21 protein-coding genes and 2 tRNA genes are annotated in these 23,178 nt (G+C 68.0%); 10 read left to right on the top strand and 13 right to left on the bottom strand.

Translation table 11 applies throughout. The features are described 5' to 3' along the window. Window positions 1-26: 26 nt before the first annotated feature. The 3 genes from dnaG to QRN26_RS07320 all read left to right on the top strand — a co-directional run bounded on the left by dnaG (window position 27) and on the right by QRN26_RS07320 (window position 3,006). Window positions 27-1,889, top strand: a complete 1,863-nt coding sequence (gene dnaG, locus QRN26_RS07310) for a DNA primase (protein WP_056006475.1) — start codon at window positions 27-29, stop codon at window positions 1,887-1,889. Between the two features lie 102 nt (window positions 1,890-1,991). Next, the gene (locus tag QRN26_RS07315; RefSeq protein WP_056777873.1) at window positions 1,992-2,840 is read left to right on the top strand and encodes an ATP-binding cassette domain-containing protein; all 849 of its coding nucleotides are present in this window, start codon (window positions 1,992-1,994) and stop codon (window positions 2,838-2,840) included. A 93-nt stretch (window positions 2,841-2,933) separates the two neighbouring features. Beyond that, a tRNA-Asn gene (locus tag QRN26_RS07320) sits at window positions 2,934-3,006 on the top strand. Between the two features lie 192 nt (window positions 3,007-3,198). On the opposite strand, the gene def is transcribed toward QRN26_RS07320, so the two are convergent. Next, window positions 3,199-3,765 carry a peptide deformylase gene (def, locus tag QRN26_RS07325; RefSeq protein WP_285036048.1) on the bottom strand — a complete coding sequence of 189 codons (567 nt, stop codon included), beginning with the start codon at window positions 3,763-3,765 and terminating at the stop codon, window positions 3,199-3,201. A gap of 70 nt (window positions 3,766-3,835) precedes the next feature. Here def and QRN26_RS07330 point away from each other — a divergent pair, with 70 nt between their 5' ends. From QRN26_RS07330 to QRN26_RS07340, 3 genes are all read left to right on the top strand, one after another. Then, window positions 3,836-4,816: a DMT family transporter gene (locus QRN26_RS07330; protein WP_285036049.1), complete on the top strand. Its 981-nt coding sequence runs from the start codon at window positions 3,836-3,838 to the stop codon at window positions 4,814-4,816. Between the two features lie 121 nt (window positions 4,817-4,937). Beyond that, window positions 4,938-6,218, top strand: coding sequence for a glycosyltransferase (locus tag QRN26_RS07335; RefSeq protein WP_369796410.1), 1,281 nt, complete (start codon window positions 4,938-4,940; stop codon window positions 6,216-6,218). Between the two features lie 40 nt (window positions 6,219-6,258). Further along, window positions 6,259-6,333: transfer RNA gene (locus QRN26_RS07340), tRNA-Ile, on the top strand. 108 nt (window positions 6,334-6,441) lie between these two features. On the opposite strand, the gene QRN26_RS07345 is transcribed toward QRN26_RS07340, so the two are convergent. Then, window positions 6,442-7,344, bottom strand: a complete 903-nt coding sequence (locus QRN26_RS07345; RefSeq protein WP_285036050.1) for an ROK family protein — start codon at window positions 7,342-7,344, stop codon at window positions 6,442-6,444. Window positions 7,345-7,571: 227 nt separating this feature from the next. On the opposite strand from QRN26_RS07345, the gene QRN26_RS07350 reads away from it, so the two are divergent. Continuing rightward, window positions 7,572-8,063, top strand: coding sequence for a DUF3145 domain-containing protein (locus QRN26_RS07350; RefSeq protein WP_285036052.1), 492 nt, complete (start codon window positions 7,572-7,574; stop codon window positions 8,061-8,063). Between the two features lie 188 nt (window positions 8,064-8,251). Here the strand turns inward: QRN26_RS07350 and QRN26_RS07355 are convergent, their stop codons facing one another. From QRN26_RS07355 to aceE, 6 genes are all read right to left on the bottom strand, one after another. Continuing rightward, on the bottom strand, window positions 8,252-9,490 hold the full coding sequence (locus QRN26_RS07355) for a beta-ketoacyl-[acyl-carrier-protein] synthase family protein (protein ID WP_056006459.1): 1,239 nt from the start codon (window positions 9,488-9,490) through the stop codon (window positions 8,252-8,254). 140 nt (window positions 9,491-9,630) lie between these two features. Next, window positions 9,631-9,879, bottom strand: coding sequence for an acyl carrier protein (locus QRN26_RS07360; RefSeq protein ID WP_056006457.1), 249 nt, complete (start codon window positions 9,877-9,879; stop codon window positions 9,631-9,633). Window positions 9,880-9,938: 59 nt separating this feature from the next. Next, entirely contained in the window at window positions 9,939-10,943 is a 1,005-nt protein-coding gene (locus QRN26_RS07365; protein ID WP_056006454.1) for a beta-ketoacyl-ACP synthase III, read from the bottom strand. Window positions 10,944-10,962: 19 nt separating this feature from the next. Then, the gene (locus QRN26_RS07370; protein WP_285036053.1) at window positions 10,963-11,886 is read right to left on the bottom strand and encodes an ACP S-malonyltransferase; all 924 of its coding nucleotides are present in this window, start codon (window positions 11,884-11,886) and stop codon (window positions 10,963-10,965) included. Window positions 11,887-11,995: 109 nt separating this feature from the next. Further along, on the bottom strand, window positions 11,996-13,240 hold the full coding sequence (locus QRN26_RS07375) for a PucR family transcriptional regulator (protein WP_200921016.1): 1,245 nt from the start codon (window positions 13,238-13,240) through the stop codon (window positions 11,996-11,998). A 16-nt stretch (window positions 13,241-13,256) separates the two neighbouring features. Next, window positions 13,257-15,983, bottom strand: a complete 2,727-nt coding sequence (gene aceE / locus QRN26_RS07380) for a pyruvate dehydrogenase (acetyl-transferring), homodimeric type (RefSeq protein ID WP_285036054.1) — start codon at window positions 15,981-15,983, stop codon at window positions 13,257-13,259. Between the two features lie 241 nt (window positions 15,984-16,224). Between aceE and QRN26_RS07385 the strand changes: the two genes are divergently transcribed. Beyond that, window positions 16,225-16,695 carry a peroxiredoxin gene (locus QRN26_RS07385; RefSeq protein ID WP_056006442.1) on the top strand — a complete coding sequence of 157 codons (471 nt, stop codon included), beginning with the start codon at window positions 16,225-16,227 and terminating at the stop codon, window positions 16,693-16,695. Window positions 16,696-16,734: 39 nt separating this feature from the next. Here QRN26_RS07385 and QRN26_RS07390 read toward each other — a convergent pair whose 3' ends face one another. Together QRN26_RS07390 and QRN26_RS07395 are read right to left on the bottom strand one after the other, a co-directional pair. Next, window positions 16,735-17,259, bottom strand: a complete 525-nt coding sequence (locus tag QRN26_RS07390; RefSeq protein ID WP_056006439.1) for a dihydrofolate reductase — start codon at window positions 17,257-17,259, stop codon at window positions 16,735-16,737. Beyond that, window positions 17,256-18,065, bottom strand: a complete 810-nt coding sequence (locus QRN26_RS07395) for a thymidylate synthase (RefSeq protein WP_285036055.1) — start codon at window positions 18,063-18,065, stop codon at window positions 17,256-17,258. Before QRN26_RS07395 ends, QRN26_RS07390 begins: the two co-directional genes overlap by 4 nt. Before the next feature lie 725 nt (window positions 18,066-18,790). On the opposite strand from QRN26_RS07395, the gene QRN26_RS07400 reads away from it, so the two are divergent. Beyond that, on the top strand, window positions 18,791-19,396 hold the full coding sequence (locus QRN26_RS07400; RefSeq protein WP_157580168.1) for a hypothetical protein: 606 nt from the start codon (window positions 18,791-18,793) through the stop codon (window positions 19,394-19,396). A 7-nt stretch (window positions 19,397-19,403) separates the two neighbouring features. Next, window positions 19,404-19,835, top strand: a complete 432-nt coding sequence (locus QRN26_RS07405; protein ID WP_157580166.1) for a hypothetical protein — start codon at window positions 19,404-19,406, stop codon at window positions 19,833-19,835. Window positions 19,836-19,907: 72 nt separating this feature from the next. Here the strand turns inward: QRN26_RS07405 and QRN26_RS07410 are convergent, their stop codons facing one another. The 3 genes from QRN26_RS07410 to QRN26_RS07420 are packed head-to-tail and all read right to left on the bottom strand — an operon-like array spanning window position 19,908 to window position 23,171. Then, a complete protein-coding gene (locus QRN26_RS07410) occupies window positions 19,908-21,359 on the bottom strand; it encodes a PepSY-associated TM helix domain-containing protein (RefSeq protein WP_285036056.1) in 1,452 nt (483 codons plus the stop codon). A 46-nt stretch (window positions 21,360-21,405) separates the two neighbouring features. Next, entirely contained in the window at window positions 21,406-22,644 is a 1,239-nt protein-coding gene (locus QRN26_RS07415; protein WP_056006427.1) for a Dyp-type peroxidase, read from the bottom strand. Next, complete coding sequence (locus QRN26_RS07420) at window positions 22,641-23,171, bottom strand: copper chaperone PCu(A)C (protein ID WP_056011268.1); 531 nt, start codon at window positions 23,169-23,171, stop codon at window positions 22,641-22,643. Before QRN26_RS07420 ends, QRN26_RS07415 begins: the two co-directional genes overlap by 4 nt. Between the last annotated feature and the right edge of the window lie 7 nt (window positions 23,172-23,178).

The raw sequence follows: 23,178 nt of genomic DNA on the forward strand, positions 1-23,178 counted from the left end.
GAGACCCACGAGACTAGGATCGAAGCATGGCCGGACGGATTCGACAGAGCGATGTTGAAGAGGTCAAAGCCCGCACGAACATCGGCGACGTCGTCGGTGACTACGTCTCCCTGAAGTCCGCCGGTGTCGGGTCGCTCAAAGGGCTCTGCCCCTTCCACGACGAGCGCAGCCCGAGCTTCCATGTGCGTCCGACGGTCGGCCTGTACCACTGCTTCGGCTGCGGTGAGAGCGGCGACGTCTACAGCTTCCTGCAGAAGATGGACCACGTGACGTTCGCGGAGTCGGTGGAGCGGCTCGCGCAACGGATCGGCTACCCACTCAGCTACGAGGAGGGCGGCGGCAAGGTCGACCACGGCAACCGTGCCAGGCTGTTCGCGGCCAACCAGGCGGCGGCCGAGTTCTTCCAGCAACAGCTCCACGACGGCGATGCGGACCTCGGGCGCCGGTTCCTCGGCGAACGCGGATTCGACGCGGCGGCGGCCGACCACTTCGGCATCGGATTCGCTCCCGCCGGCTGGGACCACCTGATGAAGGCGATGCGCGCGCGCGGGTTCACCGACGAGGAGATGCTCGCGGCCGGGCTCGTGTCGAGCGGCGACCGTGGCTCCTACGACCGGTTCCGTGGCCGGTTGATCTGGCCCATCCGCGACACCACCGGCCAGGTGCTCGGCTTCGGCGCGCGGCGCCTGCGCGAGGACGACAAGGGCCCGAAGTACCTCAACACCCCCGAGACCGCGATCTACCACAAGGCCCAGGTCCTGTACGGGCTCGACCTCGCCAAGCGCGACATCTCCCGGGGCAAGCGCGTGGTCGTCGTCGAGGGCTACACCGATGTGATGGCGTGCCACTTGGCAGGGGAGATGACCGCGGTGGCGACCTGCGGGACCTCCTTCGGTGTCGATCACATCAAGATGATCCGACGCGTGATGGGAGACGACTCGGCGACCGGCGAGGTCATCTTCACCTTCGATCCGGACGAGGCGGGCCAGAAGGCGGCCATCCGTGCGTTCGGTGAGGAGAAACGGTTCGCGGCGCAGACGTACGTCGCGGTGTCCGCGGACGGTCTGGACCCGTGCGACCTCCGGCTCAATCGTGGCGACGGCGCCATCCGTAAGCTCGTCGACGGACGCGAGCCCATGTTCGAGTTCATCATCCGGCGGACGCTCGCCGGGTTCGACCTCGAGACGGTCGAAGGTCGCGTCGGTGCCCTCCGTGCGGCCGCCCCGGTCGTCGCCGACATCCGCGACCCCTCGCTCCGGCCCGGGTACACGCGCGTGCTCGCGAAGCAGCTCGGCATGGAGCTCGACGAGGTGGCGCGAGCGGTGCGAGGGGCGGTCGGCAACGCCTCGTCGTCGGCGCGTGACGCCAGGCAGCAGGGTCCGGGCGATCCCGCTGCAGCGCCGCCGCGTGAGCGTCAGGCATCGCTCGCCGATCTCCCGAAAGACCCGTCGACGCGCCTCGAACAGGACGCGCTCCGGGCCATCCTGCAGCTGCCCCAGCACCTCGAACGGCCCATGCTGGAACGCGCCGTGCAGAGCTCCGTCGCCAACAGTTCCCTGGTCGTGGTCCGCGATGCGATGAGCGTGAGTCTCGACCAGCTCGGCTCGAACGCCTGGCTCGAGACGGTCATCGCGCAGGTCCCTCCCGGCTTCGACGGCTTGGTGCGCGAGCTCGGCGTGTCCCCGCTCCCGGAGACGAACGAGGAGAAACTCCCGAGCTACGTCCGCGACATCGCTCGGGCACTGATCGACCGCGATCTGCTCGGACAGAAGGCCGCGCTGCTCGGTTCGCTCCGACGCACCGACCCGCGCGACGAGGCCCACCGGGAGATCACCCGGCGGCTCGCGGCCGTCGAGGCGGAACGTCGGGCGTTGCGCGCCGAAGCCTGACCCGGGGTTCCGCCGTCGAGCGTGGCACGTGGACGCGATGGGATGGCCGGATACACTCGATGGCGATCCGGTGGCGCCCCGTGCACCGGCAGGAGAGGTCTCATGAAGCACCCAGAGCAGGACGGACCGGCTGTCCGGACGAGTGATCTGAGCGTCGACTACGCAGCCCATGGCGTCAGCCCGAGCAATCGGGCACTGGACGGCATCAGCTTCGAACTGCCCGTCGGCGGGTCCCTCGGGGTGATCGGCAGTTCGGGTTCAGGGAAGAGCACCCTGCTCCGGGTCCTCTCCGGTCGGCACCTGACCGGTGGAGACTCGCGCCCGTTCGTCTCCGGTGGTGATGCGACGACCCTCGGCCGGTCGATGCGGAAGGTCGGGCGCCGTGAGCTCACGAAGCTCACCTTCGAGGTCTCGTTGCTCGAGCAGGAGGCGGGCGCTCATCTGAAGCCCGAGCTCACCGTCACGGAACTCATCTCCGAGCCCGTCCTCGCGCGCGACAAGAAGTTCAGCGAGCAGGCACTCGGCGTTCGGGTGGCGACGCTCCTGGACGCCGTGCAGATGCCGCTCTCGAGCCTCGACAAGTACCCGTACGAGCTGAGCGGCGGGCAGCGCCAGCGGATCGCGATCGCGCGGGCGCTCGTGCTCGGCCCACGACTCTTCATCGCCGACGAACCCACCGCCGGCATCGACATCACGGTGCGACACACGGTGACCGAGTTGCTCAACGGCTTCCGGCAGGACGGCGGCACCGTCATCGTCGTGACGCATGACCTCGCCATGCTGCGGGAGCTCACGGACGATGTGCTCGCGCTGCACCAGTCGCGGGTGGTGGGCTACGGACCGATCGACGCCATGCTCGCCGATCCGCCGCATGATTTCCTCGCAGCGCTCGCCCAATCGGGTGGCACCGAGACCCAGTACGAGACTCCCGAGGCAGTCGGCATCGATTGATCGCGTGTCGATTTGGAGTCTACGAATCCTTTGCTACAGTAGATACGCGCTGCAACGCAGGGGCCGGAATCCCCGGCCAGTCGGAGCTCGTATTCCTCGATAGCTCAATTGGCAGAGCAATCGACTGTTAATCGATAGGTTGTTGGTTCGAGTCCAACTCGAGGAGCTGCACTGCATCCCCCGGTCCTGAAGGACCGGGGGATGCGTCGTTGTGGGCGGTTTCACGAATCCGCTCTGACGCCGTACACTTGAGAACGAGGCCCGAAGACTCCACTCTTCGGGCCTCGTTGCATGCCCGGGCGGTGTCGTCGGAAGCGCCGGGCCCCGGGAAGAGCCCGTACCGCCGAAGGAACCCCGCTTAGCCCTCGAGGTCGTCGCGTCCCGGGAGCCAGGTGATGCCGGGCACGCCCCAACCGGACTTCCGGATGGCCTTCGCCGCACGCCGCGAGTGCGGCAGCTCCAGCCGGTCGACGTAGAGGATCCCGTTGAGGTGGTCGAACTCATGCTGCAGGATGCGTGCGCGCCAGCCGACGACGCGCAACTCGACCGGCTCGCCCTCCAGGTCGGCGCCGATGAGCATCGCCGCCTCCGACCGCCTGAGCGGGTGGCGCTCGCCCGGAACCGAGAGGCACCCCTCCGATTCCTCCTCCTCGTCGAGTTCACCGATCGGTGGGGGACTGATCCAGAGCACCGGGTTGATCGCCACGCCACGCCAGGGGAGGCCGTCGTCGTCCTCGTAGCTGTAGACGAAGAGCCGCAGTGGCACGCCGACCTGCGGAGCGGCGAGCCCCACCCCGGGTGCCAGATCCATCGTCTCGTACATGTCGGAGACGAGCTGGCGCAGCTCGCCGTCCACGGCGGTGACCGGGCGGGCGGCGGTGTGGAGAACCGGGTCGCCGGTCACGCAGATCTCGAGAATTGCCATTGCTCGAGCCTATCCGCTGGGCTCGGCCTGCCGCGCCGGGATCGGCGGAACGACGGGGTAGCCTCGACGCGTGTTCCCTTCCGCCATCGACATCGCCGACCTCGCGGACGACTTCACCCGCAACCCCTCCCAGTTGCTCGGCATCCCCTTCGCCCTCTTGGGAGCCGTCTTCCTCTCCCTCGGCGCGCAGCTCCAGCACCGGGGCGTCGCCAAGGTCGAGTCGTCGAGCGGCACCGACGCCACCTCCGGTCTCAACCTGGTCCAGCTCCTCGCGCTCCTCGGCCGACCCTCGTGGGTGACCGGGACCGTCATGCTCGGGCTCGCGATCGTGCTGCAGCTCGGGAGCCTGTCGCTCGCACCGATCACGCTCGTCCAACCGCTCGGGGCGGTCGCCCTCGTGATCACGGCGGTCGTCAACAGCCGCATCAGCGGGGTGCGGCTGAACCGCCGCTCCGTGGTCGCGATCGTCGCCTGCGTCGGCGGTGTCGGACTGTTCGTCACCATCGCGGCGATCTTCACCGGCGAGCATCGGATCACGGAGTCCGAACTCATCACGATCCTCGTCATGCTGGGCGTGGTGTTGCTCGCCTTCGGTCTCGGCTTCGTGCTGTTCCGCACCCGCTTCACGGCCATCTTCTACATCGTCGGGACCGGTGTGCTCTACGGGTTCGTCGCGACCCTCGCGAAGGTCATCATCGGCCGCCTGCAGCAGGGCGAGTTCGACTGGCTCACAGTCCTCTGCGGGCTGGGCCTCGCCGCAGCCAGTGCGCTCGGCGGGTACTTCGTGCAGACCGCGTACTCCTCAGGCCCGCCCGACCTCGTCATCGCCGGGCTCACCGTGATCGACCCGATGATCGCCGTGGGCATCGGCATCGTCGTGTTGGGGGAGGCGAGCAACGCCCCGCTCTGGGCCGGGTTCGGCTTCGTCGTGGCCGGCGCGATCGCCGTCTGGGGCGTGTTCCAGCTGGCGCGCCACCACCCGCAGGTCAGCCAGACGCCGGCCGCGGCAGCCGCAGCGAAGGCGCTCGCGACCGGCGACGCGCCAGCCTGAGCCTCGGAGGCGGAACAGGCGGCAGGTATGCTGGGCCATGGCGTTCCGCGCCGCAACCGGGTCGTGAGCACCGCCCGCGCCCCGCACACCACTGGCCAAGCACAGAGGAATCACCGACACCTTGACTTCTCCAGACGACCAGCACCTCGTGACGCCGTCCGACGCGACGACGCCCTCCGACACCCGGCGGCCGTTGAAGGTCGTCATCGGAGCCGACACCTTCTCGCCCGACGTCAACGGCGCGGCACGCTTCGCTGAGCGGCTCGCCGCCGGTCTCGTCCGCCGTGGGCACGACGTCCACATCGTCGCCCCCGCCGGTTCGCGCCGGTTCGGCACGTGGAAGGAGACCCACGAGGGTCAGACGATGACCGCGCACCGGCTCTTCAGCCTGCGCTGGTACCCGCACGACTGGCTGCGCTTCGCGATGCCGTGGACCTCGCGACGGAACGCCCGGAAGATCCTCGACCGGGTGAAGCCGGACGTGGTACACCTGCAGTCGCACGTCGTCGTGGGTCGCGGCCTGTCGATCGAGGCGGAACAGCGCGGGATCCGCATGGTGGCGACGAACCACATCATGCCCGACAACATCCTCGACTTCACCGTCATCCCCGAGCGCACCCAGGAGTGGCTCATCCGCACGCAGTGGGCTGCCGCTCGTCGCGTGTTCGACCGTGCCTTCGCAGTGACGACGCCGACCCGCAAGGCGGCCGACTTCCTCGAACAGTTCAGCGGGCTCACCGGGGTGCACGCGATCTCCTGCGGCATCGAGGCGGGCCAGTACACGCCGTCGTTCGAACCGCGGAAGCGCAACACCATCCTCTTCGTCGGCCGCATCACGAGCGAGAAGCAGATCGACGTGCTCCTCCGGGCGCTCACGAAGATCCCGAAGGAACTCGACGCCTTCGTCGACGTCATCGGCGGCGGCGACCAGGCGAAGAACCTCGAGCAGCTGACGCAGCAGCTCGGTCTCGGCGATCGCGTCCGGTTCCTCGGCAAGGTGTCCGACGACGACGTCAAGCGCGCGTACACCAACGCGACGGTCTTCGCGATGCCGTCCATCGCGGAGCTGCAGAGCATCGCGACGATGGAGGCCATGGCTTCCGGCCTGCCGGTCGTCGCGGCGGACGCGATGGCGCTGCCGCACCTCGTGCACGACCAGGTCAACGGTTACCTGTTCGAGCCCGGCAACGTCGACCAGCTGGCTGAGCGACTGACGACGGTGCTCCGCGCCTCTGACGAGGAGTACCGCCGGATGCAGGACGCCTCCCTCGAGCTCGTCTCCGCACACGATATCGAGCGCACCCTCGACACCTTCGAGGCCCTGTACCGCGGTGAGCAGATCGTCGATCCCACCACCGAACGTCACACGGCCGGCGCCGAGCGCGAAGACTCCCAGGATTGAAGCCCGCCGCCCCGGTCTCTCGGTACACTGGGTTCCGCACGGGGCGGTAGCCAAGCTGGTGAAGGCATTCGGCTCATAACCGAACGATGCGTGGGTTCAAGTCCCACCCGCCCTACCGTGAATCGGTCCCTGAGCCCTCTTCGGTGTCTCGGCTTGTCGCTGGGTGCCCGCCGAGAGGCTCAGGGACCGCGCTGCGCGAGCTCGAGGTCCGGGCTCGATCGGGTCAGGGTCTGAGCACGAGGGCGGCGGCGCCGATCAGGGGACCGTCGGCATCGAGCCCGGACCGGACGACACGCAGCTTCCGGGCGTAGTCGTGCAGTGCCGACGCGGTCGCCGACGCCTGGACGAGGTCGAGGTAGTCGGGTGAGACCCGCGAGAACCCGCCGCCGACGGCGACGCGTTCCAGATCGAGCAGCGTCGTGATGCTGCAGAGCGCTTCGCCGACCGCCTCGGCTGAGCGGCGGATCGCGCGGACCGCGACGTCCGTTCCCGCAGCCGCGTCCGCGCCGAGCTCCTCGCCCGTCGATCCGCTCCACCCCTGGGCGCGAGCCCAAGCGACGGTCGCCGTTCCGGAAGCGATGCCTTCGAGCGTCCACGGTGCGCCGGCCGCATCCGGCTCCCGCCGACGGAGCTGCATCTGACCGAGGTGCCCGGCGTTGCCGGAGGCGCCGGCGATGAGCCGGGATCCGAGGATGATCCCGCCTCCGATGCCCGTCGAGACCACGATGCCCATGCCGTTCTCCGTGCCTCGGAGTGCACCCTGCCAGTGCTCGGCCAGAGCGATGCAGGTGCCGTCCAAGCGGAGTTCCACCGGACCGGTCGTGAACCGCCGAACGGCCTCGGCCACCCGGAAGGCCGCCAGCCGCGGGAGGTTGATCGGCGAGATGGTGCCGTCGGTCGTCCCGATCGGGCCCGCCGAACCGATGCCGACGCCGACGACGGATCCTTCGTGCGCGGTGACGCTCCGCTCAGCGGTCGCGATGATCGTCGCTTCGAGCTCCGCGCGGCTCGCGAGAGGACCCGTCGCTCCACGGAACCGGGTGCCGGACACGATCCGTCCGTCGGTGTCGACCACTGCGGCTTCCACCTTCGTCCCGCCGATGTCGATCGCGAGGGCCTCGTGCATCACCGCTCCATCCCGGTTCGGCGCGCGCCGACTCCGCTCCGGAACCAGCGTACTGGGAACGACACGGTTGTCATTTCTCCAGGTCTTGGGGCATAATGCTCGTATCGGCGAGAGTCGAACAACTGCATACACGGAGGTCCGGTTCGCCGGACACCGACATGGATCACACTGCATGGGTCGTTGGGGAAGACGCACCCGGACGCAGTGGAGGAATCATGTCGACACCGATGACGAAGGGTGTGCTGTTCGTGCACTCCTCGCCTCGCGCGCTCTGCCCGCACCTCGAATGGGCGGCAGGTCGCGCACTTGGTCGCGCCATCAGCTTCGATTGGGAAGATCAGCCGATCCTCCGCGGAGCCCAGCGCGCCGAGGTCTTCTGGGAGGGCCCGCACGGAACCGGTGCCGCTCTCGCCTCCGCTCTGCGTGGCTGGGAGCACCTCCGCTACGAGGTGAGTGAGGATCCAGCTCAAGGCGTCGACGGCGCACGCTGGATGCACACCCCTGATCTAGGTATCTTCTACGCGCAGACCGACAGCATCGGCAACGTCGTCGTGCCTGAGGACCGCATCCGCTACGCGATGGAGGTCGCGTCGGGGAACGCCTCGGAATTGCAGCGGGAGCTCCGCGTCGCCCTCGGCCAGCCGTGGGACGACGAACTCGAGCCCTTCCGCCACGCCGGTGACGGGTCCTCCGTCATCTGGCTCCACAACGTGGGCTGAACCGGCCCACCTGCACGGCGACGTCGCGCAGACAATTCAACACTGACGACAGGGTGTCCACGTGGCGTGGACCGTGCGAGGTCGGTGATCCGTCCCGGCAGAACACGAGGTGACGAAACGAGGCACCCTGCTCACGGAACGACGGAGGGCCGTGGTGCAGTGCACCACGGCCCTTCGTCGTCGTCGGCTCAGTAGCTCCGGAAGGCGACGACGGCGTTGTGCCCGCCGAAGCCGAAGGAGTTGCTGATCGCCAGCAGGTCGCCGGAGCCGAGTTCGCGCGGAGACGTCACGACGTCGAGCGGGATCTCCGGGTCCTGGTTGTCGAGGTTGATGGTCGGCGGGATGACCCGGTGGTGCAGGGCGAGAGCCGTGTACGCGGCCTCGATCGCGCCGGCGCCGCCCAGCAGGTGTCCGGTGGACGCCTTGGTGGCCGTCACCGCGATCTGGTCGAGCTGGGCTCCGAAGACGCGACGGAGCGCGTTGTACTCCGCGATGTCGCCGACCGGCGTGCTCGTGGCGTGCGCGTTGACATGCACCACCTCGTCGAGCGACGCTCCACCGTTCTCCACCGCTGCGCGCATGGCGCGGGCAGCAGCGGAACCCTCGGGGTCGGGGGCGGTGATGTGGTACGCGTCACTCGTGACCGCACCGCCGAGGAGCTCGGCGTAGATGCGGGCACCGCGGGCCTTGGCGTGCTCCTCGGTCTCGACGATGAGGGCTGCTGCCCCTTCGCCGAGGACGAAACCGTCGCGGTCGACATCGTAGGGACGCGAGGCGATGGCGGGGTCGTCGTTCCGCTTCGACAACGCCTGCATGGCGGCGAAGGAGGCGAGGGGGAGCGGGTGGATCGCGGCCTCGGACCCACCGGCGACGACGATGTCCGCCAGGCCGGCCTGGAGGTGGTCGTAAGCGTTGGCGAGGGACTCGGTGCTGGAGGCGCAGGCCGAGACGACGGTGCGCTCTCCGCCGCGGGCGCCGAGGTCCATGCCGATCGCCGCAGCAGGGCCGTTCGGCATGAGCATCGGGACCGTCATCGGGAGGACACGACGCGGGCCCTTCTCGCGCAGGGTGTCCCAGGCGTCGAGGAGCGTCCAGACGCCACCGATGCCGGTGGCCCAGTCGACGAGCAGTCGTTCGGGGTCGACCTCGGGAGCTCCGGCGTCCTGCCAGGCCTCGCGAGCGGCGATGAGCGCGAACTGGCTCGACGGGTCGAGTCGCTTGACCTCTCGGCGGTCGAGGACGTCCGCGGTCGGGACAGCGGCCTGCGCGGCGAAGCGCACCGGCAGTTCGAGCTCCTCGGCCCACGGCTGCTCGAGGCGGCTCGCGCCGCTCTTGCCTGCGAGGAGGTTGTCCCAGGAGTCGGTGGCGTTGCCACCGAGCGGGGTGGTGGCACCGATGCCGGTGATGACGATGCGTTTGGTGGTCATTGAGTCAAACCTTCTGTGGAGATGACGAGGGGATCCCGAACCCTGCGGCGGTCGAGTCCGTGTTCGGACGGAGCAGCCGTCTCGAACGCTGAAGGGCCGGTCGGCCAGATGCCGGCCGACCCTTCAGCACTGCGCTGGGACTAGCCCTGAGCCTTGACGATGAAGTCGACGGCGTCGCCGACGGTCTTCAGGTTCTTGACTTCTTCGTCCGGGATCTTCACGTCGAACTTCTCCTCCGCGTTGACGACGATGGTCATCATGGAGATCGAGTCGATGTCGAGGTCGTCGGTGAAGGACTTGTCCAGCTCGACGGTGTCGGTCGCGATGCCGGTCTCGTCGTTGATGAGCTCGGCCAGGCCGGCGAGGACTTCTTCGGTGGACAATGCCATTGTTCTACTCCTTGGGTGAGGTTTGACCGTAGTCGAGTGTAGTCGCGTCGGGCGTCCTGCTACGGCAGGACGACGACCTGGGCGCCGAAGACGAGCCCGGCTCCGAACCCGATCTGCAGGGCGAGACCGCCGCTGAGCTCGGGGTGGCCCTGGAGGAGCCGATGGGTGGCGAGGGGGATGGACGCCGCCGAGGTGTTGCCGGTGGTCTCGATGTCGCGGGCGATGACGACGCTCTCCGGCAGCTTCAGCTGCTTGGCGAACTCGTCGACGATGCGCATGTTGGCCTGGTGGGGGATGAACGCCGACAGGTCGGACGCCTCGACGCCGGCGACCTCGAGCGCCTGCTTGGCGACCTTGGCCATCTCCCAGACGGCCCAGCGGAAGACCGTCTGGCCCTCCTGGCGCAGCGTCGGCCAGGCGGCGGTGCCGTCGCGGAACTCGGTGAGCGTGCCGCTCATGCCGACCGCGTCGGCCTTCGAGCCGTCGGAACCCCAGACCGTGGGGGAGATGCCGGGGAAGTCGCTCGGACCGACGACCGCGGCACCGGCGCCGTCACCGAGGAGGAACGAGATGGAGCGGTCGGTCGGGTCGACGATGTCGGAGAGCTTCTCGGCGCCGATGACGAGTGCGTAGTGCGCCGCCCCCGAGCGGATCAGGGCGTCTGCCTGCGCGATGGCGTAGGCGTAACCCGCGCAGGCGGCGTTGAGGTCGTACGCCGCGGCCGGGTTCGCACCGACCCGGTCGGCGACGACCGCGGCCATCGACGGAGACTGCTGCACGTTGCTGATCGTCGCGATGAGGACGAGGTCGACCTGCTCGGGGGCGATCCCCGCCGCCTGGATCGCTTCGGCGCCGGCTTCGGCGGCGAGGTCGACGGCACTGACGTCGGCCGACGCCCGGGTGCGGGTGACGATGCCGGTGCGCTGCTGGATCCACTCGTCGGACGAGTTGATCGGACCGACGAGGTCGTCGTTCGGGACGCTGAGGTCGCCGCGGGCGGCACCGAGGCCGAGGATCCGCGTGAACTCGGGACCGCGCGACTGCTTGAGGGTGGGGGTGGTCATTGCTGGTTCTCCGTCTGCGCTACTGCTGGGCGATGAGGTCGAGGGCTGCCGGCAGGTCGTCGGGAGTCTTGATGGCGACGGTCGGCACGCCCTTGAGGCCGCGACGTGCGAGTCCGGTGAGCGCCCCGGCGGGAGCGAGCTCGACGAGTCCGGTGATCCCTGCGGCGCTGAACGCGTCCATGCACAGGTCCCAGCGTACCGGGGAGGCGACCTGGCCGATGAGGAGGTCGAAGAACTTGGCACCCGAGGTGACCTCGGAACCGTCGTGGTTCGTCCAGATCCGCAGCGACGGGTCCTGCGGTTCGACCGTGCGGCTCGCGCCGGCCAGCCAGTCGCGGGCCGACTGCATGAAGCTCGTGTGGAACGCCCCGGCCACCTGCAGCGGGATCACCCGGGTGCCCTTGAGCGGTTCGTCGGCGAGGCGGGCGAGCGCGTCATGGGCACCGGCCACGACGATCTGGCCACCACCGTTGTAGTTGGCCGGCTCGAGGCCGAAGGATCGGACGTGCTCGACGACGGCGTCCTGGTCGCCACCCAGCACCGCGCTCATGCCCGTCGGCGTGATCGCAGCCGCTTCGGCCATGGCGACGGCGCGCTCGCTCACGAAGCTCATGGCGTCGCTGTCGGAGAGGATGCCCGCACCGTAGGCCGCGGTGATCTCACCGACGGAGTGACCGGCGATGCCGCCGAACGGAGCTGCATCTGCGGGGAGCGCCTTGCGGAGTGCGTCGAGGGCGACGATGCCGGCGGCGACGATGAGCGGTTGCGCGACGGCGGTGTCGCGGATCGTGTCGGCGTCGGAGACGGTGCCGTGCTTGACGAGGTCGAGTCCGGCTTCGTCGGAGAAGCGGCCGAGCGCTTCCCTCGCGGAGGCGTCCTGCAACCAGGGGTCGAGGAAGCCGGGGGTCTGGGAGCCCTGTCCAGGGCAGGCGATGACGATCACCGGTCCAGTCTGCCAACGGAACGAGCCTCAGCAGTGGAGCAACGCCACGAACCTTTCGGGAAAGTGTTGTGACTGTTCCACAACGGACCTGCCGCCGAGGTGTGCCGCGTCAGGAGGAGAGGCGACGGCGGGACGGTTCCGGTTCGGCGATGGCGCCGAGGATGAGCGCTGCCTGGAGGATGAGCGACTCCCGCGCTCCGGTGGCGTCCCACCCGATCACCTCGGACACGCGCTTCAGGCGGTACCGGACGGTGTTCGGGTGCACGAACAGCTCGCGCGCCGTGGCCTCGAGGGAGCGACCGTTGTCGAGGTAGCACCAGAGCGTCGTCACCAGCTCGCCCGAGTAGTCCTTGAGCGGTCGGTAGACCCGTTCGATGAGTGTGGTCTTCGCGAGGTTGTCACCTGCCAGCGCACGTTCCGGCAGGAGGTCGTCGGCCGAGACCGGACGCGGCGCGTGACGCCAGGACTTCGCGACGGCGAACCCGGCGAGGGCTGCCTTCGCGCTGCGCGACGCTTCGATGAGCGACGGCACGGCGTGGCCGAGGACGAGGTGACCCGGTCCGAACCCGTGCTCGAGTCTGGCGGCGATGTCGAGGAAGCTGAGCTGGGCGCTCGCGCGTGCGTCGGCAGCGGCCTGTTCCGCTTCGTCGATCGGCTCGGCGTCACCGGCGTCGGTGCTCGGGAGCTCGGCCCGCCCGAGGACGAGGACGAGACGGTTGCCCTGCACGCCGATGAGGACGTCAGCGTCGAGATGCCGGGCGGTACGTCGGAGCATGTCGACGTCGAGGACGCGAGGCGTGGTCCCGACGAGGACACAGGCCTCGCCATGGCCGTGCCAGCCCAAGGCTGCGATCCGGCTCGGGAGTTCGTCGTCGGCCTCGCCGCTCAGGATGGAGTCGACCACGAGGGCCTCCAGGCGCGCGTCCCAGAGTCCGCGGGCCTCGGCCGCGCGGGCGTAGACGTCGGCCGACGCGAACGCGATGTCGCGGGAGTAGAGGAGGATCGCCTCACGGAGGTCGACGCTGCCGGAGGCGACGCGCTCCTCGACGACCTCGACGGTGACCTTGATGAGCTGCAGGGTCTGCTGCAGGCTGACGGATCGGAGCAGCTCGCGAGGAGCCGCCCCGAACACGTCTGCGGCGATCCACGGGGTCGACCGTGGATCGTCGAACCACGAGATGAACGAACTGATGCCCGCCTGAGCCACCAGGCCGACCGCAGAGCGGCGGCCCGGTGGCATCTCGGCGTACCAGGGAAGGGTGTCCTCGAGGCGTTTCAGCGTCGCGGTCGCGAGCTCACCCGAGATCCGGCGGAGCCAGTCGAGTGTCTCGGCCTTCGTCTTCGTCTTCGTCACCGTGGTAGCGATGGAATCAGCTCTCGCCACCCGCGTTGCCGGTGTTGCCGGCGTTCACGTCGTGGAGGCGGTAACGGTCGATCGCCTGCTGCGGGAGGCTCGCGTCGACCTCGCCCCGAGCAGCGAGCTGCTGGAGGGTCCGGACGACGAGCGACGGGCCGTCGATCTTGAAGTATCGACGGGCAGCTGCGCGCGTGTCCGAGAAGCCGAAGTCGTCGGCACCGAGCGTCGCGAAGTCGCCCGGGACGAACTGACGGATCTGGTCCGGCACGGCGTGCATGTGGTCGGTCACGGCGACGAACGGACCGGACGCGCCCTCGAGCTTGCTCGTGACGTACGGCACGCGACGCTCCTCCTGCGGGTGCAGGAAGTTGTGCTGGTCGGCCGCGAGACCGTCACGACGGAGCTCCGTCCAGCTCGTGACGCTCCACACGTCGGCGGAGACACCCCAGTCGTCGGCGAGGAGCTGCTGCGCCTCGATCGCCCACGGCACCGCGACACCGGACGCCATGAGCTGAGCCTTGGGGCCCTGCTTGTCGCTGGTGCTGATGCGGTGGATGCCGCGCACGATGCCGTCGACGTCGACATCCTCCGGCTCGACCGGCATGATCATCGGCTCGTTGTAGACGGTCAGGTAGTACATGACGTTCGGGTCCTGGTGCTCGCCGCCGTACATGCGCTCGATACCGCTGCGCACGATGTGCGCGATCTCGTAGCCGTAGGCCGGGTCGTAGCTCACGACCGCGGGGTTCGACGACGAGAGCAGCAGCGAGTGGCCGTCAGCGTGCTGGAGGCCCTCACCCGTGAGCGTCGTGCGACCGGCGGTGGCGCCGATCATGAACCCACGGGTCATCTGGTCGCCGGCCGCCCAGATGGCGTCGGCGGTGCGCTGGAACCCGAACATCGAGTAGAAGACGTAGACCGGGATGAGCGGCTCGCCCTGCACCGAGTACGAGGTGCCGATTGCGGAGAAGGCCGCGATCGCGCCCGCCTCGTTGATGCCGACGTGGACGATCTGGCCCTGCGGGCTCTCCTTGTAGGCGAGCAGCAGTTCGCGGTCCACCGAGGTGTAGTGCTGACCGTTCGGGTTGTAGATCTTCGCGCTCGGGAAGAACGCGTCCATGCCGAAGGTGCGGGCCTCGTCGGGGATGATCGGGACGATGCGGTTGCCGAAGTCCTTCGCGCGGAGCAGGTCCTTCAGCAGTCGGACGAACGCCATGGTGGTGGCGATCTCCTGCGTACCGGAACCCTTCTTCGCCGCCTTGTAAGCGGAGTCGTCGGGCAGGTTCAGCTGCGTGTACTTGCTGCGACGCTCCGGCACGTAGCCGCCGAGCGCGCCACGACGCTCGTGCAGGTACTGGATCGCCTCGTCGTCCTCGCCCGGGTGGTAGTACGGCGGGAGGTAGGGGTTCTCCTCGAGCTGCGAGTCCGTGATCGGGATGCGCATCGTGTCCCTGAAGGTCTTCAGGTTGTCGAGGGTCATCTTCTTCATCTGGTGGGTCGCGTTGCGGCCCTCGAAGCTCGGGCCGAGGCCGTAGCCCTTGATCGTGTGCGCGAGGATGACCGTCGGCTGGCCCTTGTGCTCGCTGGCCGCCTTGAACGCCGCGTACACCTTGCGGTAGTCGTGGCCACCGCGCTTAAGGTTCCAGACCTCGTCGTCGCTGTAGCCCTCGACGAGCTTCAGGGCGCGCTCGTCGCGGCCGAAGAAGTTCTCGCGGACGTACGCGCCGTCTTCCGTCTTGTACGTCTGGAAGTCGCCGTCAGGCGTGACGTTCATGAGGTTGAGGAGGGCGCCGTCGGTGTCGCGGTTGAGGAGGTCGTCCCACTCGCGGCCCCAGATGACCTTGATGACGTTCCAGCCGGCACCGCGGAAGAAGCTCTCGAGCTCCTGGATGATCTTCCCGTTACCGCGGACCGGGCCGTCGAGGCGCTGCAGGTTGCAGTTGATCACGAAGTTGAGGTTGTCGAGACCCTCGTTCGCGGCGACCTGGAGCTGACCGCGGCTCTCGACCTCGTCCATCTCGCCGTCGCCGAGGAACGCCCAGACCTGCTGGTCGCTCGCATCCTTGATGCCACGGTTCGTGACGTACTTGGCGAGGTGCGCCTGGTAGATCGCGTTGATCGGACCGAGGCCCATCGACACCGTCGGGAACTGCCAGAAGTCCGGCATGAGCCGCGGGTGCGGGTACGAGGACAGGCCGTGCGGTGCGTGCGACTTCTCCTGGCGGAAGCCGTCGAGCTGGTCGGTGCTGAGGCGTCCTTCGAGGAAGGCGCGGGCATAGGTGCCGGGGGAGGCGTGGCCCTGGATGTAGATCTGGTCGCCACCGCCCGGGGCGTCCTGGCCGCGGAAGAAGTGGTTGAAGCCGACCTCGTACAGCGCCGCGGAGGACGCGTAGGTGGAGATGTGTCCGCCGACACCGATGCCGGGGCGCTGCGCGCGGTGCACGGTCATGGCCGCGTTCCAGCGGATCCAGGCACGGTACCGGCGTTCGATGTCCTCGTCGCCCGGGAAGTCGGGCTCGTTCTCCGAGGCGATGGTGTTGATGTAGTCGGTGGTCGGCACCATCGGCACGCCGAGGTGCAGCTCCTTCGAGCGCTTGAGGAGGCTCAGCATGATGTCGCGGCCGCGACCGCGGCCACGTTCGTCGACGAGGGCGTCGAGGGACTCATTCCACTCGGACGTCTCCTCAGGATCGGCGTCTACGTGGTTGGACGAGTATGGATCCTGGTCGTGAACAGTCACCGTCGACCTTTCTCTCGTGGCAGATCGTGCCTGGGTTGTGATGGTGAACTCCATGCGTCCTGATGGGTATGGACGCGGGCGCCACCTTTCACCCTATCCGGTCACCCCAGGGAACGGTGACCGAGCGGAGCAGGGCTCCGGGTTTGCCCAGCTGCGGTGCGGGGCTAGGATGTGTGACCGGATCGGACCCGTCCACCGCTCGGGCGATCCGGAGCAGGCGCACCCGCCTGAAAGGACCCTCATGGCACTCGAGAACGACACCCTGGCACCCGACTTCGAACTGGCGAACCAGTTCGGTGAACTCGTCAGGTTGAGTCAGTTCCGAGGCCAGTCCGCCGTCGCACTCGTCTTCTTCCCGCTGGCGTTCTCCGGGACGTGCACGGGGGAGCTGTGCGAACTGCGCGACAACCTGAGCCTGTTCACCGACGACCAGGTGACGCTCGTGGGCATCTCCGTCGACTCGAAGCACACCCTGCGGGCTTGGGCCGAGCAGGAGCAGTACGGCTTCCAGCTGCTGGCGGATTTCTGGCCGCATGGTCAGGTCGCCAAGGAGTACGGCGTCTTCCTGCAGGAGAAGGGCTTCGCGAACCGGGCGACGTTCCTCATCGACCAGCAGGGCATCATCCGCGAGAGCTTCATCACCGCGCCTGGCGAGGCCCGTTCGCTCGCCGCCTACCGTGCCGCGCTCGAAGAGCTGCGGCAGCCGGCCTGACCCGCGGCCCGCTGAGGTCGATCCGGTTCGCCGGACGTGTCAGCCGGTGATGACGATCTCGGGTGCGCGCTCATAGCGGATGAACCGATACGGCACGCCTGTTCGTGATTCCGACCACCCGTGCGCCGGATCGATCGTGACGGGCACCCATTCCTCGCCGATGATCGGCGCGAAGGTGTCGCCCGCGACGTCGAGGTCGAGTTCGGTGACCTCCAGGCGGTCGGCGAGGGGGAGCGCCTCCGCGAAGAGACCTGCTCCGCCGGTGACCCAGGCCTGGCCGTTGCCGGCGAGCTGTGCCGCTTCGAACGCGTTCTCCAGGGAGTGCGCGACGATCGCGCCGTCGGCTGACCACGCGTGATCGCGGGTGACGACGATGTTCGGACGTCCCGGGAGCGGACGGAATCGTGGGGGGAGCGAATCCCAGGTGCGGCGTCCCATGATCACCGCGTCCGACCCGGTGAGCGCCTTGAAGTGAGCGAGGTCCTCGGGGACGTGCCAGGGCATGTCGCCGTCGGCGCCGATGACGCCGTCGTGGGCTTGGGCCCAGATGAGCGCCAGGCTCATACGGCGACGGCCGCGCGGATGGCGGGGTGGTGCTGGTAGTCGACGATCTCGAGGTCGTCGTACTCCACGTCGAAGATGGTGTCGCGCTTCGTGTTGATGCGCAGCTGCGGGGAGGGGAACGGTGTGCGCGTCAGCTGCTCCGTCACCTGCTCGACGTGATTGTCGTAGATGTGGCAGTCGCCGCCGGTCCACACGAAGTCGCCGACCTCGAGCCCGACCTGCTCGGCGACGAGGTGGGTGAGGAGCGCGTAGCTGGCGATGTTGAAGGGGACGCCGAGGAAGAGGTCTGCGCTGCGCTGGTAGAGCTGGCAGGAGAGCTTGCCGTCGGCGACGTAGAACTGGAAGAAGGCATGGCACGGCGCGAGTGCCATGTTGGGGATGTCGGCGACGTTCCAGGCGGAGACGATGATGCGGCGCGAGTTCGGGTCGGTGCGGAGCTGGTCGATGACCTGCGAGATCTGGTCGATGTGCGAGCCGTCGGGCGTCGGCCAGGAGCGCCACTGGACACCGTAGACGGGACCGAGCTCGCCGTCGGCATCGGCCCACTCGTCCCAGATGGACACGCCGTGTTCCTGCAGCCACCGCACGTTGCCGTCGCCACGGAGGAACCAGAGGAGTTCGTAGGCGATGGACTTCCAGTGGACCCGCTTGGTGGTGATGAGCGGGAACCCCTCGGAGAGGTCGAAGCGGAGCTGGCGGCCGAACACACTGCGCGTGCCGGTTCCGGTGCGGTCGCCTTTGACGGCGCCGTGCTCGAGCGTGTCGCGCAGGAGGTCTTCGTACGGGGTGGGGATCGTCGTGTCCATCCCCTCGATCGTACGGGCAGCCGCCGTCACCGCGCTCGACCGATCGTCCAGTGTCGGGGGACTTTCGGCCAGGCGCCCGGCGATCGGCATGATCCCGGCGTTATCCATGTGGTGGGCCCTGCCGGGATCGAACCGACGACATCCACGGTGTAAAGACTCCCGCGTCGGACGGCTCCGCGTGTTCTCGGGGTTCGGTGCTTGCTCGAAGGCGCCCGTGGAGTCTCACATTGCACAGCGCGGGGACGCCTCGGGGACGCGCTGGATGCGCTGACCAAGTCGCTATGCCGCGCAGACCCACCCCGCCACATTGACTGCACATTTGGGCAAACAAGTCGCCAAAATGGAGCAGCGATGGAAGGCGACGACGCTCTCTGGTGGTGTGTGCCAGGAGGTTGGATCTTCATCGTCCAATCTCTCCCCGACGACGAGACTGTCGGTGGTCGTTCCTACACTCGTGGTCATGATCAGTCCAGGACGAACGCCTGAGTTGCCACTGCCCCGTCCTGCCAAGGAAGCCGTTGGAGAGATAGCCGCGATGGGTGTCCTTGGGGTGTTCATTCCGCCCGCGAGTAATCCACGTTATCGGTCGTATTCCCGGGTAGTTATTCACAGGCCGAATCGGCCCACATCACGCCAGAAATGAGACGCAGATGAATCCCCTTCCACGACCCGAAAAAGGTGGTTTCATCGCGCGCATCGGGCGACGGTTCGGCACAGAATCGGTCGTGGTCATCCACGAGGGCGTTCGGCACGAACTCGAAGCACAGGTGCAGGCGCACAGCGCATTTTTCGACATCACCGCGCCCGTGCACGACGGCGACACGATGGAGCTGAGCGACCCGCGCAGCACCACGGGCGGCACACGAACCGTCTACATCACGACTACCGACGTGAACAAGGCACCGAGCAACATGCCCTCGCACGCATCCCATATTGAGGCGAAGTTCACCACCAGCCCGCCACGGCCGGTCGAACCCGCACAGCACGTGCACGGTGATCAGTACGTCATCACCGGCTCACACAATGTGAACGTCGTGACGCGAGGCGGGACACTCAACCAGACCTCGACTGTGACACCCGGGTACGAGGAGCTGGCGCAGAAGATCCAACAGGCGCTCGACGCCCTCAACGCGGCCGGTGATCTGGACGAGGACGAACGCGAGGCCGGTCGCCATGCCGCAACCATCGTGCTCGACGAGATCGTGCAGACAGAACCCAACCAGCGGAAGGTGAAGGGGGCGCTCGCCACCCTTCGCGGCGTGCTCGGCTCGGCCGCGAATGCTGGTGCCGGAGCACTCACGGCCGCACTCGTCGCGCAACTGTTCGTCTAGTCCTCCGATGAACGAAAGCATGCAGCGGCGAACGGTCATGCTGCTGGCCGTGGCAGCAAGCATGAGCATTGCCCTCGCGGGATGCGCAGCCGAAGAGGTCGATCCGCTCGCTGTCACGAATAGTGCCACAATCACCGATATCACCGACAACACCGCGACCGGCTACTACACGGTCGATACCGCCCGGCTGACGACCACAGCCGTCGGCACCGAACTCACGCTCGATTTCACGATCAGCAACGCCAACAGCATCAAATTCAGCCCCGTCTCCACGATCACCTTCACGGATGGGACCGTGCTCGTGTGTGAGGCCGACGGACCGCGCGAGGTTCCTTCCCTGGTGGCCTCGACCGACTCATGGGATTTCGCCTGCGATGCCGATGATTTCCCCGCCGACAGCGCTGAAGCTGCATTGGTTGTGATCGACGCCTACAACTAGGGCTGCGATGCAACCAGAGCACAGTCAACGCTCGCGAGGGGCCCGAGCTGAACAACTCGGGCCCCTCGCTGCTCACGCAGCTTTCCGGTGGCGCAGCCCAATCAGGACGTCTACGACGACGAAGGCCGCGAGACTGATCCCGAGGAGCGGCAGGAGCGTGCCGATGCCGGCCGCGACCACGAGGACGGCGACGATGCCCCACCAGGGTGCGCGGCGGAGCGCTCCGCGTGCCGGGGTGCGGCCGACGATGCGGCCGGGTTCGCGGGTGGGCCGTCGCTGCCACCACATGACGTAACCCCAGACCACCATCGCGATGATCCCGGACGCGAGAGCGAAGAGGAGCAGCTGGTTCGGGAGGCCGAACATGGAGCCCATGTGGGTGTCGATCCCCCAGCGGGTGAGCTTCGCGGCGAGGTTGAAGTCCTTGAAGTCGACACGGTCGGTGACTTGCATGGTCTGTCCGTCGATCGCGACGGCGTCGACTTCGGTCGGGAAGCTGCGCTGGATCTCCTGCACCACCCATGCCGTGCCGGCAGTGGCCGGCGGTTTGATCTCGACGAGACCGGTATTGACGTTGACTTCGCGAGCGATGGAGAGCACCGCGTCGAACGTCGCAGGGTTCGCCGTCACTGCTGGGCTATCTGACGTGGGTGCGGCGCCACCGCCATGCCCACTGTGCCCTGCGTGCTCATCGGCCGGTGCGGATTCGCCGCTGAGGTCGGTGGTGACCGATGGGGTGGACCAGTCGAAGGCGGCACGGATGGTGCCGACGTTGCCGCCCCCGTACTGGGACCAGGTGATGCCGGTGGCGGAGAGGAACAGTGCGCCGACGAAGAGCCAGATGCCAGTGGAGGTGTGCCAGGAGAGGATGCGCCGGTACCCCTTGGCTCGGTTGTTCGGCCGGACGAAGTCCTTCTTGGTGCGGGCTTTGCGGATGCGGGCGATCCAGAGGCCGAGGCCGGCGAGGGCGATGACACCGAGCCAGGAGGCGGCGAGCTCGCTGTAGAGGCGTCCGACCTCGCCGAGGTGCAGGTTGCGGTGCAGCTGATCGATCCAGGTGCGCAGCGGCAGTGCTCCGCTGGTGCCGTACGCGGTGAGGTCGCCGCGGATCTGGGCGGTGGCCGGGTCGACGAACACGGCGCGGGTCTCGCTCTCGCCGAGCCCGTCGCCGGTGTACATGACGCGGGTGGTGTCACCGGGGTTCGGCGCTGGGCGCACGGCGACGATGGTGTCCTGGCCCTTCGTGTACGCGTTCGCGGCTTCGATCTGGTCGGCGAGCGGCAGGTATTCGTCGGCTTCCGGTGCGTGAAGTTGCTCGGCGTACACGAGCTGCTCGAGTTGCGGGGTCAGGGCGTAGAGCGCGCCGCTCGTCGCCGCGACGAGGATGAACGGTCCGACGAAGATCGCGGCGTAGAAGTGGAGACGGAGCAGCAGCTGCGGGAACCACCCTCTACTCTGGTTCGGTTTCGGGGGTGGTCCATCGGCGTGGGGTTCGTCCACTGGTGGCCGGGTCATGGTGGTCATGCGGTGTCCTGTTCTGCGGTGCTGGTGTAGAAGGTGCGCGGGTGGGTCAGCTGAGGAGGGTGTCGCCGATGTAGCCGCCGTCCGTGCATCCGGGTGGGATCGCGAAGACGGCGGAACCGATCGGGGTGGTCCACTCGTTGAGGAGGTCGAGCTGGTCGAGGCGTCGTTGGATGGGCACGAATTGCTTGGTGACGTCGGCCTGGTAGGAGACGAACAGCAGCCCACTGTTGGAGATCTCGGCGCCCGTGGGCGCGTGATCGTAGTTGTAGCCGCGCCGGTAGATGCGCTCGGCGGTGTTCTCGGAGCGGGCCCTGCGGATGTGGGAGAACTCGGGGATCACGGGGAAGCCGATGCTGGTCTTGGCGTCGAAATCGGGTTCGTCGTGCTCGTGCGTCCCGGTGAGTGGTGCGCCGTTGGCGAGCGTGCGTCCGACGGACTGCTCACGGCCGCCGCGGTCGAGACGGTCCCATTTGTCGAGGTTCATGCGGGTGCGGCGGAGCACGAAGCTCGTGCCGCCGGCGAGCCAGCCCTCGGTGTTCCAGACGAGTGCGGCGAAGTCGTCACCGTCGGGAGCTGGGTTGGAGGTGCCGTCGACCTGACCGAAGAGGTTCCGCATGGTCGTGCCGGGCTTCTCGGATCCGTGCGCGCGGCGGAACCCGGTCTGGGTCCAGCGGACGGTCGCGAAGCTGCGGGTGTCCTTCAGCAGCATCCGGGTCGCATGGGCGACGGTGAACGCGTCGTCGGCGGCGATCTGCAGGAGGAGGTCGCCGTCGTTCCAGGCAGGGTCGAGCTGGTCGATGGTGAACGCAGGGAGTGGGCCGAGCCAGGCGGGCTTCGCTGACGCGTTCGCGGCGCGGGTGACGAACTCGGGTCCGAACCCGAAGGTGACCGTGAGCCGTGCCGGAACGGTGCCGAGCTCCGGTTCGGAGTCGGCCAGGGCAGGCAGGCCCTGGGTGAGGCGAGCGGCGTCGTCGGTGAGGATCTGCATCATGCGCCGCAGCGCATCGCGATCGGTCTCCGGGTGCAGGTCGAGCGCGATGAAGGTGGCATGGGCCTGCGGGGTGGTGGCGATACCGGCCTGATGGGTGCCGTAGAACGCGACGGTCTCCTCACCGTTCAACGCGGCTTCGGTCTCGGTGGTCGCCGGTGCGTCGCTGCCGCGGTTGAGGAGGGCGTCGGCGCCGATGGCTGCCGCCGCGCCGAGGCCGGCGACGGCTCCTCCGAAGAGGAGCCCCCGCCGACTGACGCCAGACCGGCCCGGTTGGGGTGTCTGGGGTTCGGTCACTTGCTGTCGCCGCCCATGTCCATGTCGTCGCCCTCGTAGTTCTCATTGGCGCCGGAGTAGTCCTTCGCCGGGACGGTGAAGTCGTAGGTGGAGTCGTCGGAGAACGTGAGGGTGAAGGTGATCTCGTCGCCCGCCTTGATCGAGTTCACGAGGTCCATGAGCATGATGTGGTTGCCGCCGGGCGCGAGCGTCAGGCTCTTGCCGGCGGGGATGGTGAAGCCGCCAGACTTCTCGCGCATGACCATTTCGCCGGACTCGTTCTCGACCGTTTCGTGCAGCTCGATCATGTTCGACGCCTTGGTGGTAGCCGAGACGACCGTGACGTCCTGGTCGCTGCTGTTCTCGAGCTCGCCGAACGCTGCGGACATGCCCTCGTCGGCGGCCTTGACCCAACCGTTCTCGATGGTGACGGAGTCACCTGCCGGCGTGGTCTCCGCGGTGCTACCGGCGGCGGTGCTGCAGCCGGTGAGGGCGATGATCGCCGCTGCGGTGAGGGCGAGGAGCTTGCTGGTGGTGCGTGCGTGCATGGTGATG

Origin of the sequence: Plantibacter sp. ME-Dv--P-095 (assembly GCF_030209365.1) — a bacterium.
GTDB lineage: Bacteria > Actinomycetota > Actinomycetes > Actinomycetales > Microbacteriaceae > Plantibacter.